This is a genomic window from Paenibacillus sp. 598K (assembly GCF_003851045.1).
GTDB lineage: Bacteria > Bacillota > Bacilli > Paenibacillales > Paenibacillaceae > Paenibacillus_D.
The window spans coordinates 497-16,995 of record NZ_BFBX01000028.1 but is presented as its reverse complement, the minus strand read 5'-3'; the positions used below and the strand labels follow the sequence as shown (position 1 = coordinate 16,995).

The 16,499-nt window shown below is 58.5% G+C and carries 13 protein-coding genes; 11 read left to right on the top strand and 2 right to left on the bottom strand.

Translation table 11 applies throughout. The features are described 5' to 3' along the window. Positions 1-4: 4 nt before the first annotated feature. From PA598K_RS10120 to PA598K_RS10105, 4 genes are all read left to right on the top strand, one after another. The gene (locus PA598K_RS10120) at positions 5-916 is read left to right on the top strand and encodes a carbohydrate ABC transporter permease (protein ID WP_128656833.1); all 912 of its coding nucleotides are present in this window, start codon (positions 5-7) and stop codon (positions 914-916) included. An 88-nt stretch (positions 917-1,004) separates the two neighbouring features. Next, positions 1,005-2,618 carry an ABC transporter substrate-binding protein gene (locus PA598K_RS10115; RefSeq protein ID WP_128656832.1) on the top strand — a complete coding sequence of 538 codons (1,614 nt, stop codon included), beginning with the start codon at positions 1,005-1,007 and terminating at the stop codon, positions 2,616-2,618. A 325-nt stretch (positions 2,619-2,943) separates the two neighbouring features. Then, positions 2,944-4,140 carry a ParM/StbA family protein gene (locus PA598K_RS10110; RefSeq protein ID WP_128656831.1) on the top strand — a complete coding sequence of 399 codons (1,197 nt, stop codon included), beginning with the start codon at positions 2,944-2,946 and terminating at the stop codon, positions 4,138-4,140. A gap of 109 nt (positions 4,141-4,249) precedes the next feature. Beyond that, a complete protein-coding gene (locus PA598K_RS10105; protein WP_128656830.1) occupies positions 4,250-4,549 on the top strand; it encodes a hypothetical protein in 300 nt (99 codons plus the stop codon). Positions 4,550-4,628: 79 nt separating this feature from the next. On the opposite strand, the gene PA598K_RS10100 is transcribed toward PA598K_RS10105, so the two are convergent. Continuing rightward, entirely contained in the window at positions 4,629-5,003 is a 375-nt protein-coding gene (locus PA598K_RS10100) for a MerR family transcriptional regulator (protein ID WP_128656829.1), read from the bottom strand. Between the two features lie 173 nt (positions 5,004-5,176). Here PA598K_RS10100 and PA598K_RS10095 point away from each other — a divergent pair, with 173 nt between their 5' ends. Beyond that, positions 5,177-6,127, top strand: coding sequence for an SDR family oxidoreductase (locus tag PA598K_RS10095; RefSeq protein ID WP_128656828.1), 951 nt, complete (start codon positions 5,177-5,179; stop codon positions 6,125-6,127). 66 nt (positions 6,128-6,193) lie between these two features. Here PA598K_RS10095 and PA598K_RS10090 read toward each other — a convergent pair whose 3' ends face one another. After that, positions 6,194-7,027, bottom strand: a complete 834-nt coding sequence (locus tag PA598K_RS10090) for a helix-turn-helix transcriptional regulator (protein WP_128656827.1) — start codon at positions 7,025-7,027, stop codon at positions 6,194-6,196. A 115-nt stretch (positions 7,028-7,142) separates the two neighbouring features. Between PA598K_RS10090 and PA598K_RS10085 the strand changes: the two genes are divergently transcribed. The 6 genes from PA598K_RS10085 (at position 7,143) to PA598K_RS10060 (ending at position 16,427) form a co-directional block, all read left to right on the top strand. After that, positions 7,143-7,985, top strand: a complete 843-nt coding sequence (locus PA598K_RS10085) for an NAD-dependent epimerase/dehydratase family protein (RefSeq protein WP_128656826.1) — start codon at positions 7,143-7,145, stop codon at positions 7,983-7,985. A gap of 243 nt (positions 7,986-8,228) precedes the next feature. Next, complete coding sequence (locus tag PA598K_RS10080) at positions 8,229-10,568, top strand: AraC family transcriptional regulator (protein WP_128656825.1); 2,340 nt, start codon at positions 8,229-8,231, stop codon at positions 10,566-10,568. Positions 10,569-11,246: 678 nt separating this feature from the next. Further along, positions 11,247-12,263 carry an ABC transporter permease gene (locus PA598K_RS10075; RefSeq protein ID WP_128656824.1) on the top strand — a complete coding sequence of 339 codons (1,017 nt, stop codon included), beginning with the start codon at positions 11,247-11,249 and terminating at the stop codon, positions 12,261-12,263. A 12-nt stretch (positions 12,264-12,275) separates the two neighbouring features. Then, positions 12,276-13,169 (top strand): carbohydrate ABC transporter permease, encoded by an 894-nt coding sequence (locus PA598K_RS10070; protein WP_128656823.1) that lies wholly within the window; start codon positions 12,276-12,278, stop codon positions 13,167-13,169. Positions 13,170-13,358: 189 nt separating this feature from the next. Further along, positions 13,359-15,059 (top strand): extracellular solute-binding protein, encoded by a 1,701-nt coding sequence (locus PA598K_RS10065; protein WP_128656822.1) that lies wholly within the window; start codon positions 13,359-13,361, stop codon positions 15,057-15,059. A gap of 18 nt (positions 15,060-15,077) precedes the next feature. After that, entirely contained in the window at positions 15,078-16,427 is a 1,350-nt protein-coding gene (locus tag PA598K_RS10060; protein WP_128656821.1) for an alpha-L-fucosidase, read from the top strand. Positions 16,428-16,499 lie beyond the last annotated feature (72 nt).

Here is a 16,499-nt window from a genome sequence, read left to right as displayed (position 1 = left end):
GCAGGTGCAGCAATCGGAAACGAACAGAAGCATACGCGCAGGCGCCAGCGAGCTTGCCGTTCGGACATTTGGTTACGTTTTCATCGGGCTTTTCGCCTTGAGTTGTCTGTTGCCCTTCCTGCTGGTAATCGGTACGTCGTTTACGGCAGAGGGGATGATCAAGAAATTCGGCTTTAACATCTGGCCGCGCGAGTTCAGCACCTTTGCCTACAGCATTGTATTTCAGAATCCTGACCAGATCCTCGGCGCCTACGTCGTTACGATGGTGCTTACGATCGCAGGGACAGCCATCGGCCTCTTCATCGTCGCGATGACGGGTTATGCGCTGCAGCGCCCCGACTTCGGACTGCGCAACGGCATCTCATTTTTCATCTACTTCACGACGCTGTTCTCCGGCGGGCTGGTGCCGTTCTATCTGCTCATGACCCGTTATCTGAGCCTGCAGGACAACTATCTCGCCGTGCTGCTGCCAGGGCTGCTGACGCCGTTCCTGATCATCATGATGAAGAGCTTCGTCCGCTCGATCCCGCATGCGATCACCGAGTCTGCCAAGATCGACGGGGCCGGCGACTTCACGATCTTCATCAAGCTGATCCTGCCGATGACGACGCCGGCGCTGGCGACGATCGGCCTGTTCATCGCCCTCGGCTACTGGAACGAATGGTACCACGCCGTCTTGTTCCTCTCTACCAATATGGAATACCGTCCATTGCAGCTGTTCCTGTACAACACGATCACAACCGCCGATTATGTCCGCAATTCGGCCGCCGCCTCCAATGTCCAACTGAGCGACGTGCCGCTCGAATCGATGAAGATGGCCACAGCCGTCATCGCCACCGGTCCGGTCATCCTGTTCTATCCGTTCGTCCAGCGCTACTTTATCCGCGGCATTACGGTGGGCGCGGTCAAAGGCTGATGTGCCCGGACCTGCCAAGGTTCGTCCACATATACGGTATACGGGCCATCATGCCCGAACTTTATGAGAACAAAGGGGAGAAGTGCACATGTCTACATTCCAAAAGACGCTTGCCTTGCTCACGACGATCGTCATGACCTTCACCATCGCAGCTTGTGCGGGCAATAACGGCGGCGGCAGCAGCTCGGGCACCGGCGGCGCTACAGGAGGCAACGGCGGCTCGAGCAGCGGCAATACCGGGACGGCCGGGGGCGAGCAGGGCATCGACACGTCGAAGTTTGTGAAGATCAACTATGTCATCCTCGGCAACAAGCCGACCAACGGCCATTTCGACAATGCGCTCGCCGAAGTGAACAAGATCATGAAGGAGAGGATCAACGCCGAGCTGGAGTGGAAATGGGTCGAGTGGGCCGACTGGCAGACCAAGTACAATCTGCTGCTCGCTTCGGGCGAAGCGCTCGATCTGATCACGATCGCGACCACCTGGCTGGACACGTGGGGCAATGCCCAGCGCGGCGCGTTCCTGCCGCTCGACGACCTGCTGCCCAAGTATGCGCCGCTGACGTACGAGTCGATCCCGGCCGAGGATTGGGAGGAGAGCAAGTACAAGGGGCAGATCGTGCTCATCCCGGAGAACGACTATACGCAGTGGGTGAATCACGGCTTCTTTTATCGCGGCGACTGGGCGCAGGAGGCCGGCATCTCCGAGCCGATCAAGGATTGGGAAGGCATCGGCGACTACCTCCAGTATGTGAAGGATAACAAGCCGGACGTCATCCCGTGGGACGCCCAATCGCAAGTCAGCACTTTCGGCGGCTACGTCCAGTCGTACACGGACAATCTCGAGCTGCCGATCTCGACCGGCTACCTGCCTGTCTTCAATACGAAGTCCTATGATGAGCGCTTCACTGTCGTCAGCCCGGTATTCGACGATACGTTCGTCGATTACGCCAAGATGATGAAGGACTGGGCGGACCGCGGCTTCTGGCGCGAGGATGTGCTGAACAACAAAAACGACACCCGGGTCGCCTTGCGCGCCGGACTGACGGCGATGGACCAGCATCATACGCAGACCTTCTCCGGCCTGCGGGTGACGATGGACCGCGAGCAGCCGGGCTCCGAGCTGCAGATGTTCCCGTTCTCGCGGACGCGCGGCAATCTGCTCGACCTGGCGATCACGCACGGCGGCACGTCGATCGGCGCCCACAGCAAAAATCCCGAGCGCGCGCTCATGGCCTATGACCTGATTCGCAATGACGAGACGATCTACCATCTGATCAACTACGGCATCGAGGGCGTGCAATACACGATCAAGGACGGCAAGCGCGCGCTGCCGGAAGGCTATAACCAGTCCAAAGACGAGTTTTACTCCGACTTCTGGGGCGGACGCGTCGACAAGTTCGAGATCCCGAGCGAAGCGACATGGGATCAGATTGGCACACTTTACAGCGAGTATGACAAGGTCCGCAAGCCGTATCCGTACGGTCGCTTCGTCTTCGACAAGACGCCGGTTGACGCCGAGCTGACGGCGATTACGCAGGTGACCGGCCAGCTTGGCCCGGCGATTGCCTTCGGCAAGGCGGGCGATCCGGTCCAGGCGGTCGAGGAGTTCCGCGCCAAGCTGAAGACGGCCGGCTACGACAAAGTGCTGGCCGAGCTGCAAAAGCAAATGGACGCGTTCAAGCAGGAGATTGGCGGATAACGGTAGTTATCGAAGTGAGGCTGGCGCTGTCGCATTTGCGGCAGCGCCTCTTCCCCCTTCGCCATTTGCATTTTTTGGCGCTTCAGTTCCCCGCAGAGGACTGGCGCATTTTGGCAGCGGCGGGCAGGGGGAGGGCCGTACCGGAGCGTATGCGCGGGATATGCGCCGTTTCGACGCCGGATTTGTGCGATTGTGTCGACTGTTGTACTATTAGTTAGAAAACATTAATCTGCTTTGGGTCTGTAGCGGCTTGTCCTGCACCACTTTATATGGCAAAGTATTGCCAAAGCTATTTTTTTATTATGGATATCGGGAGGATACTTTGATGAATCTGCATTTCTATGTAGGTAATGATAACGGCAACAGCGAGCATGACCTGATCATCGACGGCAAGCTGATCCAGCAGCCTAACGTCAACTGCACGGTGGACGAGATCCCTTGGAGCGACGAGCAGCCGCCGGAGAGCTTCATCAAAAATCTGCACGAGCAGCTCGTCGTCACGATCGATTCGCCATCGGCGCGTCCGGGCATGTACTATGTCGGCAAGTTCGCGCTTGAGAGCGGCGAAGTGCTGGACAACCTGCAGATCGGTATCGACGTGAAGAGCGACATGGACCTGCCGGTCATCAACACGCTGGCGCAGATCGCAGCAGCGGCTGTGCAGAAGGCTTACGATCAGGAGAAAAAAATTCCGGCGCAGGTCGACGTCGAGGTCGACATGGCGACGGCGCTGCCGGTTACTCAGCACTCTGACGAGACGGCGGCGAAGTTCGAAAAGCGCTTCACCTCCGGCACGCACCATGTGACGGTGCACCTGGGCCTGCAGCGGGTAGCGGTGAAGATCGTCTTCCCGTTCACCAAGGTCGTGCCAGAGGCGACGCCGGTCATCTTCACGCTCCAGAAGGATGCCGAAGGCAACTGGCGCGAGGGCGACATCTTCCAGGAGTTCGTCGAGACGTACAAGATCGAGAAGAAGTTCAACGGCAGCTACTTTAAGGACAAGCGTATCCTCCATGTGGATATCGGCGACGGCTCGACCGAGTATCCGATCACCGAGGGCAACAAGTTCCTGCGGCAGTTCGTCTACGGCACCCATCACGGCGCAGGTTATGCGATCGAGGAAGCGCTCGATGAGTTCAATCGTCTGATCCATCTGCCGGACAGCCCGCGCCAGTTTTTCAGCGACGTCCTGAAAAATCCGAAGCACAAGTACCATGCCCGCGCCATCAAGACGCTGAAGCGGCCGATGGAGACGCAGGTGCGCCAGATCGTCCAGAACGTCAAGCGTCAGCTGGCCAAAGCGCGCAACGAGATTGACCTCATCTGCGTATATGGCGGCGGCAGCATCCTGATGCGGTCGGTGCTGCACGCTCAGCTGACCGAGCTGGTGGCTGAGCGCGAGATGCAATTGCTCTATATCCCGGCAGAGTATGCAGTGCAGCTCAACGCGATGGGACTCGACGCCTTCGTACGGGGCAAGATCTACGAAGCGCTCAAGAACAAAGCGGTACAGCCGGTCTAACAGTGCGGACAGCAAGCGCAGATCGCCAAAGGTCTGCGCTTGACCTCGCGCATCGACGGAGGCGAGCGTCAGAACCAATACGAGGACGAGCGAGTAGGTGGGTGGTAGGATGAAGAAGCGGAAGCTGCCCGGGGAAAATATTAGCCTCAAGACGAAGAAGTCCGAGGACCCGGCAGTGATGGAATGGATCAACGCGCAGACCAATCTGATGGACTCGATACGTTATCTGATCGAAAACGAGCTGATCCAAAACGGCGTTCGCAATCTGCAAACGGTCATCCCGAGCGAGCGCAATCTGGCGCTGGCGATGAACGGGCAGACGGCTGCCGCCGAGGAGATCGTGGATCCCGAGCCGGAGCCGGTCATCGAGGATGAGATCGATGACGAGGATATCGATTCATGGATTTAGTGAAACAACTAACAAGGCGGTAATTCCAAGGAGTACTTGGTGTTACCGCCTTGTTAGTTGTTAGAGTTAACTCAAAGTGCTACTGCTCATCATGAAACCCGACTTTATAGGCGTCGTAGAATGCGACCTTCAAATCAATAATAGTCAAACTCTTTTTTAATTCGTCCATTTGCCGCAGCACATCCTTGCGGTGTTCGAGGATCATATCCCGCCGAGTTGCCGCAGTATCTTCGCCTTTCATACCCAGTTCGATATACCGCTTGATTTCTTTAATCGGCATGCCCGTATTTTTTAAGCAGCATATAAACTTTACAATATTCAGATCCCGTTCGGAAAACACCCGATTCCCCGCCCCATTACGACCCACAAAAGGCAATAGCCCTTCTTTGTCATAAAAGCGGAGCGTATGCGCCGTCACATCGCAAATCGCGGCTACTTCATTGATACTGTACATTGCCGTCACCTCGATGGTTCATAGTTTAGAGTAGTGGCTTGACTTCGATAAAACTCTAAGTGGTAGCATTAAGTATACAGAGCGGCGGCTCGCTCTTCAATTACGATAAACAGACCCTATCCATGCGGAGGGGCATAACCATGAAGCACATTGAAGCAAAGGAGTGAACGGAACTGAATCATTTTCCTAAATGGACAGCAAAAGATATTCCAAAACAGTCGGGTCGATCAGCGGTGATTACCGGTACGGGGGGCTTGGGCTACGAAACGGCCCTGGAGTTGGCCAAACATGGCGCAGAAGTTATTTTGGCGGGCCGCGATAAGTCGAAGGGAGAGGGCGCCGTTAAACAGATCCGCAACACGGTATCCTCTGCCAATATACGCTTTGAGGAATTGGATCTTGCCAGTCTGGCCTCGGTTCAAGCGTTCGGAGAGCGGATGAATAAAGAGCGTCAAAGGCTGGATCTGTTGATCAACAACGCTGGTGTCATGACGCCGCCAACCCGCAAAGCCACGAAAGACGGGTTTGAGCTTCAATTCGGAACGAACTATCTCGGACATTTCGCATTGACCGCTCATCTGATGCCCTTGCTGCGTAAAGGAACAAAGCCAAGGGTAGTCCATCTGAGCAGCATTGCCCACCGCAAGGGCGCCATCCATTTCGACGACCTCCAATTCGAACGCCGCTATCATGCAATGGAAGCTTACTCCCAATCCAAAATGGCGATGCTTATGTTCGCGCTGGAGCTCCAGCGGCGAAGCGACGCCTCGGGTTGGGGGGTGACGAGTATTCCGGTTCATCCGGGAATTTCACGAACGGAGCTGATTTTGAACGGGGCCGGGCCAAGCAGCCCTGCGGGAATTGTTCGAAGGACGCTGGGACCGATCTTTTTTCAACCGGCTGCTCAGGGCGCGCTTCCGACTCTGTTTGCCGCTACATCGCCACAGGCGAAAGGCGGGACTTATTACGGCCCGGGCGGATTCTCCGAGCTGCGAGGCTTGCCAAAGCCGGGCAAGATTGCTCCGCAAGCGCTGAATCCCGCCGTTGCTTCCAGACTGTGGGAAGTGTCCGAACAACTGACGCATGTGGCATTCGATCAAATTGCCAGTAATATGCACCTATGAGCATAATCTTGTGAGCGATGAGGTGAGTACCGCCCGAGCGTGTAAGGACACGTCTGGGCGGTATTGTCAATGCTCCAGATGATCTCCACCCAACAAACGCTGCAGACGTGCAGCTGTACCCGTCGAAGCGGTATACACCATCATCTTCAGGTCCGGATTGGTCGGTGGTTGCAGGGTTACATGTTCAAACTCCATCTCGCCGATCCGAGGATCGTACCTCCGTTTGTGGCGATTGGTTACGGCCTGCACCTCATGCAGCGGCCATATCTCGCGAAATAAGCGACTGATCTGCATCAATTCCTCGATAAGCTCCTTAAATCTCGCATCATCCGGGAAGCGTGCGTAATCGGCGCGAAAGTGTGCAAGCAAGACCTTTGCGCCGGATTCCCAATCCTCAATACTTGCCCCCAGCTCCGTCAGAAGATATCGAATCCAATTGATCCTCTGTGACTTAGGATTCTCAAATGAAGGTAACCGAAAAACGAACTGGGCTGCCTTGTTCCACGCCAGTAAATCCCAATATCTTCCTAGCACAAATGCCGGATTTGGATCAAGGGCTTTTATTGTTCGTGTCAACCCAACAGGAATATGTTGATCTGCCTCCCTTTCCTGTTGTATGGGTTTTGCAAGAAGATGGAGATGTTGGCGTTCATCCTCTGTCAATCGCAGTGCTTTTGCTATGTTATTGAGTACATCCTCGGAGGGATTGACGCTTCGCCCTTGCTCCAAAGCGGTGTACCACGAGGTTCCGATAAAGGCAAGCTGTGCGACTTCTTCCCTTCGAAGACCTGAAGTCCGCCGTCGCCCAAAGGATCTCAGACCTACATCCTCTGGAGTCAGACGGCCCCGACGAGAACGCAAAAATTCACCTAACGAGGTTTTGGAAGTCACGTCCTCCACGCAATCTCCTCCTTATCCTGATACTCCCAATCCTACGATAAACGCAGGAAGGATACTCTTCGCACGTTCCATTATACTGGCCCTATGATACCACAACACGAGGAGGATTTTATAAATGAACCTTTTTGTAACAGGAGCAACAGGAAAAGTGGGAAGTCGTTTTGTTCCTCGTCTATTACAGCGCGGTCACCATGTTAAACTGTTGGTAAGGGATGCTGCAAAAGCGGATACGCTTCACCAACAAGGAGCTGAAGTTGTAGAGGGCGACCTGTTGCAGCCAGATCATTACCTGGACGCTCTCCGGGGCTGCGATGTCGTGATTCACTTGGCTGCACAATTCCGAGGCGTAGATGAGAACACCACCAGAGCAGCAAATATCGATGGCAGCGTCGTCTTGGCCCGTGCTGCGTTAAGCGCGGAGGTACCTAGGTTTGTTTTCTCAAGTACTGTCCACGTTTACGGTTCGGGTGGGCTTTCGCGACCCAGTCGGGAAGAGGACGAGCTCCGACCTGCTTTTGCTTACCCTCAAAGTAAAGCGGATGCCGAAGCGGCGCTGTTGAAGCTTCACCGCGAATATGGATTAGGGCTGCGCATCGTACGATTTCCATTCGTCTATGGTGAGCGTGACCCCCATATAGATGAGGTTCTGCCATACTTCAGCAAATGGAATCCGGCCAGACGAATCCACATGGCACATCATGCGGATGTCAGTCAAGCCTTGATGCTCGCTGCCTTCACGTCAGGTATTGATGGGCGTATCTACAATATCGCCGACGATGCGCCGATCTCCGTCGCGGAGATACTCGAGCTTCATAATGCCGACTTATCGCCGGAGGCCATGCAGCAAGAGTATGATCCATGGGATATGATAGTCGATACAACACGAATTCGAGACGAATTGCATTATCGGCCGATTTACCCGTCATTCTATACGGCTAGAGATGCAGGCGTACTATAAATTTCATTCGCTTAAACCTCCGATTCATTTCGGGGGTTTAATTTTTTGCTTGTCACTGCTCTAATCCGCCCTCCGTCATGCTCAACCGCCCAAAATCCACTAGGGAAATGCCCGATTCCATGATAGAGTAAGGGTCTATAGAGAACGCTAGAGCGAAGCGGCTAGTGCTCAAGAGAAATGTAAGTGTTTACATGAGGGAGCCCGAACAATCGTCATCAAGAGCACGAAGGGGGACACAGGGCTATGAACGGCAAGGCTATGCCCGGCATGCGGGGCGTATTTCTTCAATTTATTATCCATTATCTCATCCTGTTGGCGGTCACCTCCTGTATCGGCGGCTATGTGTACAGTCGTTCCTTTGACAAGGAGAAACGCGACGTCATCGAGTCGGGCATCGACCGATTGGAGCAGAGTATGGCGCTGCTGGACGTGCGGCTCAACGAGGTGCGCAGCGTCGCGACCCAAATCGCACTCGATGCCGGACTGAGCCGGCTAATCAGCGCCAAGCTGCCCTATAGCGGCGAGGACTACTACGCGATGAAGGAGATATCGGAGCGTCTGGCGACGTATAAGCTCAGCAATCGGCTGATCCGCGAGGTCATCGTCTATCTGGATGAAGGGACCTTCATCTCTTCCGTGCATACGACGGCCAGTGCGGAGGATTTCTATGGCAAGGTGATCTCGATGGGCGGCTTAACCTATGACGAATGGCGAGAGCAGCTGCTGCGCGACTATCAGTATGCCGCCTACTTCCCGGAGTCGAGTCTCGTCCTCGGCGGGCGGGAGCATCGTGTCGTCTCGTATGTGCAGACCGTGCCGATCGGCGCCTTGAACACGTACAAAGGGGCAATCGTGGTGCTGCTCGATGCGCGGGAGCTGTCGGCGCTGCTGACAGGAGCGGTAGACCCGGGGCAGGGAGCGGTACAAGTCATCGCGGCCGACGGTACGGTCGTCACCGGCTTTGGCCAAGAAGGCTTGCGCGGCGAGCTGTCGGCGCTGCCGTCAGATGGCCGAGGGTATGCCGAGCGCGTCGAGGGCGGCGCGCGGCTGCTGGATCTGCATGTACGCTCCACTGCCAACGGCTGGACCTACATGGCGACCGTGCCGCGATCGGTCATCTCCGATCAGCTCGCTCCTGTACGCAATCTGTATCTGTCGACGATGCTCGTCACCCTGCTCGCCGGGCTGGCGATCGCGATCATCCTCTCTTATCGGAGCAGTCGTCCTGTGGACCGCATCATGCGCAAGCTGGTGGCGGGGTTCGGCGAGCAAGCGGCGGTCCCGGAACGCTCGGTCTCGGCCTGGCGTTATCTGGACGGCACGATCGGCGACCTGCTCGCGAATCGGGAGGCGCTGCGCCGCGATCTCGATCGACAGGCGGAGGTCGCCCGCGCAACCTTCCTGGAGCGGCTGCTGCGCGGCGGCTTCTCCAAGGATAGCGAGGTCGAGACCGTCCGCGTCCATATGGGTCTCGACTTGGCGGGCGAGGCGTTCCATGCGGTGGCTGCCGAGGTGCGCAGCTTCGAGCCGGAGCAGCCGCTGACGCCGGACATGATCCGCCAGCTCGAGCTGGCGCGGGTGCTGCTGCAGGAGAGCTGCGAGTCGGAGCTGCCCTACAGCATGCGGATCTATCCGCTCGATGAGCGGCGGACCGTGCTGCTGATCGGACTGACGACGGCGCAGACAGCCACCTTCCGCGACCGGCTCGAGGCCGTCGCCGCTGTCCTCTCCGCCCGGCTGGAGGAGGCGCTTGGTCTGGAGCTGGCGCTCGGCATTGGCAATGCATGCGATCGGCTGATCCGCATCCGCAATTCGTTCGACGAGGCGTTGGAGGCGCTGGAGCAGGCGGCAGCCGGAGAGAGCGTCTATTATGCCGACCTGCGTCAGCAGCGACAGGACTTCTACTACCCAACCGATGTGGAGACGCGCTTGATCCATCTGGTGAAGGCCGGCGATACCGCTGAGGTCCAGGCAATCCTGGAGGAGCTGCGCCAGCGCAACACGGGTGCGGTCCGATTGCCTTCGGCGATGACGACGCAGCTCGCCTATCAGATGAAGGGCACGGGCGTGAAGCTGCGCAAGTCGATCGAGGTGGACGAAGAGACGGCATCCCGACTCGAGCGTCAGTTGGAGGCGCTCGTCGAGCAACGATCGGCTGCGGCTTTGCTGGAGCAGGGGACGGCATTGTTCCTGGAGTTGACCGAGCTGGCGCGCTCGCGTCAGAGCGGGCAGAAGGATCATTGGCGGGAGAAGCTCGTCACGCTCATGGCGGCCCGCTATCGGGATGACGATCTGTCGCTGTCTCGAATTGCCGAGGAGCTCGGCATCAAGGAGAAATATGTCTCGCAGCTGTTCAAGGAGCAGCTCGGGGAGAGCTTCACCCAGCATCTGGAGCGGCTGCGGATGGATGAAGCAAGGACGCTGCTGGGCGATCCCGAGGTGCCGGTACAGGACATCTCCAGGCTGTGCGGCTACGCTGCGCCCAATACCTTTTACAAGGCGTTCAAGCGCTATTATGGCGTCAGCCCCACGGTCTATCGGCAGCAGTCGATGGCGGGGAGCAGTGCCGATCAGCCCCGTTAAGAATATGACGTGAGTGAGTGGGGTATCGTTTTTCAACGGAATGAACGGCTGCTTGTCCAAGTGGCGCATCGCAGAGCGATGTGCCATTTCGCCTTGCGCTAAAGGGGGGGCGAGCCTGCATGGGCGTCTGCTGGTGCGGTGCGCGAACGAAAGTTTCTTTCGTTACGGAGCCGAAATGCGCTGCCGGTTGTGCGCCAACGAAAGTTTCTTTCGCTACGGAGCCGAAATGCGCTGCCGGTTGTGCGCCAACGAAAGTTTCTTTCGCTACGGAGTCGAAATGCGCCGTGGTTGGTGTCCCAACGAAAGTTTCTTTCGCTAATGTACCGAACGCGCCGCTGTCTGTACGCCAACGAAAGGTCTGCTTCCGACCCAGCTCGAACTAGCACAAAGAAGTCTGGCCAAGCACGACCCAGCCGCCAGCAGGGACCAACCGCGAGCACGGACCAGCCGCCAGCGCACCAGCGCTCACCAGCGCTCACCAGCGCCAACGCTGGCCGCCAGCGACCATACTGGCCACTAACGCAAAATCCGCCTGCTGGCGCAGGTTCCACCTCGCCAAACCGTCCTCGATCACGCCGATCCGGCGATCTTCCACTTTCCCGCAGTGCCGTTATCGTGGTAACGTTCAGTCAGTCCCAACGATTGCAAACGGTTACACCCAGCAAAGGAGCAATGCCCATGCACACGAAACGCGAACAAGCGCCGGCGCCGGAGAAAGGGCCGCGCCGAACAGGCTTGGGCGGGAACCGCCCGCCAGACTATCGGACGGCACGACGCCCTACCGGCTGGCGCAAGGAAGCCCGCATCAACTACCAGCTCTATCTAATGATCCTGCCGCCGCTGATCTGGCTCATCATCTTTATGTACGTCCCCATGTACGGCGTGCAGATCGCCTTCAAGGACTTCCGCGCCGTCGACGGCATTACCGGCAGCGCCTGGGCGGGACTGAAGTACTTCGAGAAGTTCTTCACCAGCTACGACGCGATGCAGATTATTCTGAATACGTTCGAGGTATGCTTTTACACGTTGCTGGCGGGCTTCCCGCTGTTCGTGCTGCTGGCGTTGCTGCTCAACAATACGAGCCGCACGCGGTTCCGGCGCTGGGTGCAGATGTCGACCTTCGCCCCTTACTTCATCTCGGTGACGGTCGTCGTCGGCATGCTCATCCAGTTCCTGTCGGTGCAGGACTACGGCGTCATCAACAATATCATCCGGATGCTCGGCGGCGACCCGGTCATGTTCATGACCAAGCCCGAATGGTTCAGCACGATCTACGCCTGGTCGAACATCTGGCAGGGCGCAGGCTTCAATGCGATCATCTATATCGCCGCGCTCGCCGGCATCGATCAGGAGCTGTACGAGGCCGCCGTCGTCGACGGGGCGTCGCGGTTCCGCCGGATGCTGCACATCGATCTGCCGGGCATCATGCCGACGGTGGTCATCACCTTCATCTTGGCGGTCGGCCAGGTGATGAATCTCGGCTTTTTCGACAAGATCTTCCTCATGCAAAATCCGCTGAATCTCGAGCGCTCCGAGGTCATCTCGACCTATGTGTACAAGATGGGGATGGCGTCGTCGCTGCCCAATTACTCGTATGCCGCCGCGATCGGCCTGTTCAATACGCTGATCAATCTGGCGCTGCTGCTGATCGCCAACCGTCTGGCCCGCAAGTATAGTCAATCCAGTCTCTGGTAGGAGGTACCGCATATGAAATCGCTAGACACAAGGGGCGACCGGCTATTCATGACAGCCGTCGACGCGCTGCTGCTGGTGGCGCTTGTCGTCACGCTGTTCCCGATCCTGTATATCGTCAGCGCCTCGTTCAGCGCGCCCTCGGCCGTCACCTCGGGCAAGGTGTGGCTATGGCCGGTCGACGTCGGCATCTCGGGGTACAAGGCGGTGTTCGGCTACAACGGCATCTGGCTCGGCTTCGCCAACACGCTCTATTATACCGTGGTCGGGACATTGATCAGTCTGGCGCTCACCACATTGGCGGCCTACCCGCTGTCGCGTCCGGACTTCCGGGCTGCGAAGCCGCTGATGATGCTGTTCACGTTCACCATGTTCTTCAGCGGCGGCCTGATCCCGACCTACTTGCTGGTCAATCAGCTCGGCCTATACGACAGCCGGATGGCGGTCATCCTGCCGTCGGCGCTTGCCGTCTACAATCTGATCATTACTCGAACCTTCTTCCAGAGCGGCATCCCGCGCGAGCTGCTGGAGGCGGCCAAGCTGGATGGCTGCAGCGACTTTGCCTTCCTGCTGCGGATCGCGCTGCCGCTGTCGGGGGCGATCCTCGCGGTGAACGGTCTGTTCTACGCGATCGGCTATTGGAACAACATCCAGAGCGCGCTCATCTACCTGAAGTCCAACGACAAGATGCCGCTGCAGATGATCCTGCGCGCCATCCTCATCCAGAACCAGGTCGATCCGAGCTTGATGGCCAATGTCGATACGAAGGCGATGGCCGAGCGAGCCAATCTGCGCGAGCAGCTCAAGTATGCGCTCATCGTCGTCTCCAGCCTGCCGGTCATCCTGCTCTATCCCTTCGTGCAGCGTTACTTCGTACGCGGCATCATGATCGGATCGATCAAGGGATAGCGCGTCGACGCGAAGTGAACGCTGGAAGAAACGCCAACTGTAAGGAGGTGAGTCGGGGCGTTGCCTCAGTAATGGCATGGACCAAGGAGAGTCGAGCCAGGCGACAATATAGGAGCAAGCAATATAGGAGCAATTAGAAATTAGAGAGCAATACCGCAAGCACTAATCCATCACGGAGGGGTATACACAATGACCAAACATTCCCGCATCGCAATCGCGCTGCTGCTCGTCGCCATGCTGCTGCTGTCTGCATGCAGCAACAACAACAACAACACGACCTCAAACGGCAGCGCATCTGCCGGGGAGGGCGCTGCGCCAAGTGGCGACGCCTCGCTGGTCGGCACCGCCGCCAATCTGACGGAGCCGGGCACCTTCCCGATCGTCAAGGAGACGGAGACGCTGCGCGTCTGGGCGAGCCCGCCGAGCTGGGTCGGCAATCTGGAGGACAACTGGTTCACCAAGTATTTCGAGGAGAAGACCAACATCAAGATCGAGTGGGTCCGGGCCAACATGGAGGACTATCGCGACAAGCTCAACCTGATGCTGGCCAGCCAGACCGATATGCCGGATGTCATCCTCTCCTGGGGCATCGGCAACGCCCAGCAGATCGCTTACGGCGGGCAAGGACTGTTCCTGCCGCTCAATGAGCTGATCGAGCGATACGGCTCGGCTACTCAGCAGGTGCTGGCCTACAATCCGATCATCGAGAGCGCGATCACCGCGCCGGACGGCAACATCTACGGGCTGCCTGCGATCAACGAATGCTACCACTGTACGTACAGTCACAAAATGTGGATCAACCAAGGTTGGCTCGATGAGCTGGGGCTGGAGGTGCCCAAGACGACCGAGGAGTTCTATCAGGTGCTGAAGGCGTTCAAGGAGAAAGACCCGAACGGCAACGGCAAGGCCGACGAGATCCCGCTGACGCGCGGCTCGTGGCAGGGCGGCATCGATTTTTTCCTGATGAATGCGTTCATCTACAACGAGGCAGGCAACCGTCTGATGCTCCAGGACGACAAGGTCGTCCAGGCGGCGATCCAGCCGGAGTGGCGCGAGGGACTGCGCTATCTGAACCGACTCTATGCGGAAGGACTGATCGATCCCGAGTTCATGCTGCAGGACGACAACAAGGTGAAGGTGCTGACCGGGCTGTCGCCGCAGGAGAACAGGGTCGGCGCGGTAGCCTCGGGAGCGATGGGCTTCGTCGACTGGAGCGAGGACAACAAGGTCAAGGAGCAATTCGTGGCGCTGCCGCCGCTCGCCGGGCCGGAGGGCGTCGCATATGCCAAGCAGTATGCGTTCGGCATGGGCACCGGCAACTTCGTCATCACCAAGGAGGCCAAAAATCCGGCGCTCGCGCTCCGGTTCGCCGATGCGATCTACCAGTTGTTCATCGATGGCGACTACAATCTGTACGGCGAGGAAGGCGACGTTTGGGTGAAGGCCAAGGAGGGCGAGGTCGGACTCGACGGCCAGCCGGCCAAGTACAACGTGCTCAAGAGCGGCGAGCAGCCGAACAACTTCACCTGGGGCAACGGTCTGAACACGTTCATGACGGCCGACTGGCGCAACGCTCAGGTCGTCACGCCGGGCTCCTGGAACCATGAGAAGATCCTCTATGACGAGACGAAGGACAAATATGTCGGCAAGGGGCCGCAGCAGCCGATGCCGGGCAGCTTCATGATGCCGGAGGCGGAGGCGACCGAGTGGGAGGAGCTGAACAACGCGGTCATCAAGTACCTCGACGAGAGCGTCGACAAGTTCGTCACCGGCAATCTCGACCTCGACAAGGACTGGGACACTTACCTGTCCAACCTGGAGAAGATCGGCTACAACCGGCTGGCCGAGCTGACGCAATCGGCGTATGACCGGCAATACAAAGGCAAGTAGAAAGCGAGGATCATCAGCATGACTACGAAAAATGAGCGGGAAGCGTGGCGCAGCATCGACGAGCGGCCGCTGCCCGCCTGGTACGATGACGCGAAGTTCGGCATCTTCATCCACTGGGGCCTCTATTCGGTCCCGTCCTGGGGGCCGAAGCGCGACACGGTGAATACGTCCGGCGAGGCGTATGCCGAATGGTACGGCAGCGCGGTGCGCCAGCCGGGGAGCCAGTACGAGGCGTTCCACAAGCGGGTGTACGGCGACGGTACGCGGTATGAGGACTTCGTCGCCGGCTTCGGCGCGGAGCTGTACGATCCAGAGGCTTGGGCGGCGCTGTTCCGCGAGGCCGGGGCGCGCTATGTCGTCCTCACCGCCAAGCATCACGACGCCTACTGTCTGTGGCCGAGCCCGCATCGGTGGAACTGGAACAGCGTCGACGTCGGCCCGGGACGCGATCTCTACGGCGAGCTGGACCGCGCGGTGCGGGCAGAGGGGCTGCGGATGGGCGCGTACTATTCGCTGCTCGAATGGTACAATCCGCTCTATCTGGCCGATCCGGCAGCCTATGCGCGGACGCAGATGGTGCCGCAGATGCGGCAGCTGGTCGAGGCTTATGCGCCGTCGGTGCTGTTCACCGACGGCGAGTGGGAGCATCACAGCGATGTATGGGACAGCCGGGCGTTCCTCGAGTGGCTCTATACCGCCTCGCCGGTCAGCGAGGAGATCGTCGTCAATGACCGCTGGGGCAAGGAGACGCGCGGCCGTCACGGCGGTTATTATACGACCGAGTACGGCGAGGTTGGCTACGGCCCGGACGGGGTGGCGCTGCCGATCAAGCTGGATCGCAAGTGGGAGGAGAACCGAGGCATCGGCACCTCCTTTGGCTACAACCGCAACGAGACGCTGCGCGACTACCTGGGCGAGCGGGAGCTGATCCATCTGCTCGTCGATACGGTGAGCAGGGGCGGCAATCTGCTCCTCAACGTCGGACCGACGGCGGATGGCCGCATCCCGGTCATCATGGAGGAGCGTCTGCGGCAGCTCGGCGACTGGCTGCGCGTCAATGGCGAGGCGATCTACGGCACGCGCAGCTGGCGGACGCATGGCGAGGGCGAGACGGTCCGCTACACGACGTCCGGCTCCGGCGATACGCTCTACGTCCATTGCCTCCGCTGGCCGGGCCGCGAGCTGACGCTGCACGCCGAGGGACTGCCAGACGCAGCCGAGGCGCAGCTGCTCGGCTGGGGCGGACTGCCGCCGGTCTATCGCACGGACGGCGCGCGCCGCATCATCGCCCTGCCGGAGCTGGACGGCTCCGGGGACGACCTGCCATGCCGACATGTGCCGGTCATCGCGCTGAGATACGACCGATAGCCCTGATCTTCTATCCCCGTGCGCAGAGAGCTGCGCCGGGGATGCTTGACCGGCAAGACAAGCAAGACAAGC

Excerpts from the sequence above, each read along its gene's own strand:
- PA598K_RS10115 (WP_128656832.1), top strand. The coding sequence starts at position 1,005 with ATGTCTACATTCCAAAAGACGCTTGCCTTGCTCACGACGATCGTCATG.
- PA598K_RS10110 (WP_128656831.1), top strand. The coding sequence starts at position 2,944 with ATGAATCTGCATTTCTATGTAGGTAATGATAACGGCAACAGCGAGCAT.
- PA598K_RS10105 (WP_128656830.1), top strand. The coding sequence starts at position 4,250 with ATGAAGAAGCGGAAGCTGCCCGGGGAAAATATTAGCCTCAAGACGAAG.
- PA598K_RS10100 (WP_128656829.1), bottom strand. The coding sequence starts at position 5,003 with ATGTACAGTATCAATGAAGTAGCCGCGATTTGCGATGTGACGGCGCAT.
- PA598K_RS10085 (WP_128656826.1), top strand. The coding sequence starts at position 7,143 with ATGAACCTTTTTGTAACAGGAGCAACAGGAAAAGTGGGAAGTCGTTTT.
- PA598K_RS10080 (WP_128656825.1), top strand. The coding sequence starts at position 8,229 with ATGAACGGCAAGGCTATGCCCGGCATGCGGGGCGTATTTCTTCAATTT.
- PA598K_RS10075 (WP_128656824.1), top strand. The coding sequence starts at position 11,247 with ATGCACACGAAACGCGAACAAGCGCCGGCGCCGGAGAAAGGGCCGCGC.
- PA598K_RS10070 (WP_128656823.1), top strand. The coding sequence starts at position 12,276 with ATGAAATCGCTAGACACAAGGGGCGACCGGCTATTCATGACAGCCGTC.
- PA598K_RS10065 (WP_128656822.1), top strand. The coding sequence starts at position 13,359 with ATGACCAAACATTCCCGCATCGCAATCGCGCTGCTGCTCGTCGCCATG.
- PA598K_RS10060 (WP_128656821.1), top strand. The coding sequence starts at position 15,078 with ATGACTACGAAAAATGAGCGGGAAGCGTGGCGCAGCATCGACGAGCGG.